The sequence below is a fragment of the Flavobacterium sp. genome, from assembly GCF_040382755.1.
Lineage (GTDB): Bacteria > Bacteroidota > Bacteroidia > Flavobacteriales > Flavobacteriaceae > Flavobacterium.
This window is the reverse complement of record NZ_JBEIET010000213.1, coordinates 1-2179: the sequence shown is the minus strand read 5'-3', so window position 1 is coordinate 2179 and position 2179 is coordinate 1. Positions and strand designations below refer to the sequence as shown.

The window sequence follows — 2179 nt, the reverse complement described above, 5'->3', positions numbered from 1 at the left end:
GAGAAAATTTACCAAAAAACAAACCTTTAATTTTAGTTTGTAACCATCAAAGTATGCACGATATTATTCCAATTATTTGGTTTTTAAGAAATGTGCATCCAAAATTTATCAGTAAAAAAGAGCTTGGCAAAGGCATTCCAAGTGTTTCTTTAAATCTAAGAATTGGGGGTTCTGCATTAATAGATAGAAAAGACGGAAAACAAGCTTTAGCAGAAATAAAAAAAGCAGGAGAATACATCAATAAAACAAATCGATCGATGGTTATTTTTCCTGAAGGAACAAGAAGTAAAACAGGAGTTCCAAAAGAATTTGCAACAAACGGATTAAAAATGTTATTCAAATTTGCTCCAGATGCCTATTTTGTTCCAATTAGTATAAATAATTCATGGAAAATGAACAGGTTTGGACAATTTCCTTTAGGATTAGGAACAAAAATAACATTTCAGATACATGAACCTTTAAAAATTTCTGATTATACTTTCGACGAAATTTTTGAAAAAACTGAAAAAACTATAAAAAAACATATAAATTAAAAATCATGTCAATACAAAATATACGACTTGAAGTCATGCATTTATTGGAAAATAAAATTGATTCTTTTATGGATGAATTTTTAATTCCTGTAGAAAAAATTTGGCAACCAACCGATTTATTACCTGACTCTAATCAAGAAAATTTTTTAGAAGAAGTAAAAGAATTGAGAGAAATTTCAAAAGATTTACCTTATGATTTTTGGGTTACTTTAGTTGGAGATACTATTACAGAAGAAGCTTTACCAACCTACGAATCTTGGTTAATGGATGTGGAAGGTGTGGATAATGTAGAAAGAAATGGGTGGAGCAAATGGGTACGTCATTGGACAGGTGAAGAAAACCGTCATGGGGATGTTTTAAACAAATATTTATATCTTTCTGGGAGAGTAAATATGCGAGAAATAGAACAAACGACACAACATTTAATTAATGATGGTTTTGATATTGGAACCGGAAGAGATCCATACAAGAACTTTGTTTATACCAGTTTTCAGGAATTAGCCACTTTTGTTTCTCATAACAGAGTAGCACTAATTGCTAAAAAATACGGTGAAAAAAAATTATTCAAAATGTGTAATTTAATTGCTGGTGATGAAATGCGCCATCATTTAGCCTATAGCGAATTTGTAAATCAGATTTTTAAAGTAGATCCAAGCGAAATGATGTTGGCGTTTCAATACATGATGAAACAAAAAATTACCATGCCTGCCGTTTTCTTACGTGAATCTGGAGAAAAAATTGGTAGTGCATTTGAAGCTTTTTCAGATTCAGCACAAAGAATTGGAGTATATACTGCAGCCGATTATGTTGATATTTTAGAAAAACTAAACGTAAAATGGGACATTGCAAATATGAACGGACTTACCTCTGAAGCCGAAAAAGCAAGAGATTATCTTATGAAATTACCAGAAAGAATGAAGAAAATTTCTGAAAGAATAATTATTCCAGAAGAAGGCCAGATTTTTAAATGGGTAGAACCTGCATTAATTAGATAATTTTTCAAATTCAAAAAACATAAATTCCAAATTCCTAAAGAGTTTGGAATTTTTTATCCAAACTAAAATGTCAGTACTAGAAAATACACAAAACTTCGTGAAAAAACAACTAGAAAATGCTGAAAGTGGTCATAATTGGTTTCATATTGAGCGTGTCTATAAAAATGCTTTGCTAATTGCAAAAGAAGAAACTTGTAATTTAGAGGTAATTCAATTAGCTGCTTTATTACACGATATTGCCGATAGTAAATTTCACGATGGCGACGAATCTATAGGTCCAAAAACAGCTCGTGATTTTTTATCAAAAGAAAATGTTTCGGAGGCAACTATTTCTCACGTGGTAGCTATAATTGAAAACATTTCATTTAAAGGTGGTAATTTCGAAAAAAACTTCAGTTCTAAAGAGTTGGAAATTGTGCAAGACGCCGACAGACTTGATGCAATTGGAGCTATTGGAATTGCTCGAACATTTAATTACGGTGGTTTTAAAAACAGAGAAATATATAATCCAGAAATCGTTCCGAATTTGTCGCTTTCAAAAGAAGCATATAAAAATTCAACTGCGCCTACAATTAATCATTTTTACGAAAAATTATTGCTGTTAAAAGATAAAATGAATACGGAAACAGGTAAAAAATTGGCTCAAAAAAG

The 2179-nt window shown here is 30.8% G+C and carries 3 protein-coding genes; all 3 read left to right on the top strand.

The window, feature by feature from the left end; all coding sequences use genetic code 11:
• On the top strand, positions 1–533 hold a 533-nt coding region (locus tag ABWO04_RS11330; protein WP_353079797.1), incomplete at its 5' end, for a lysophospholipid acyltransferase family protein.
• Positions 534–538: 5 nt separating this feature from the next.
• The gene (locus ABWO04_RS11325) at positions 539–1528 is read left to right on the top strand and encodes an acyl-ACP desaturase (RefSeq protein WP_353079796.1); all 990 of its coding nucleotides are present in this window, start codon (positions 539–541) and stop codon (positions 1526–1528) included.
• A 67-nt stretch (positions 1529–1595) separates the two neighbouring features.
• Positions 1596–2179 (top strand): HD domain-containing protein (locus tag ABWO04_RS11320; RefSeq protein WP_353079795.1); only part of this gene is annotated, 584 nt, incomplete at its 3' end.

Excerpts from the sequence above, each read along its gene's own strand:
- ABWO04_RS11325 (WP_353079796.1), top strand. The coding sequence starts at position 539 with ATGTCAATACAAAATATACGACTTGAAGTCATGCATTTATTGGAAAAT.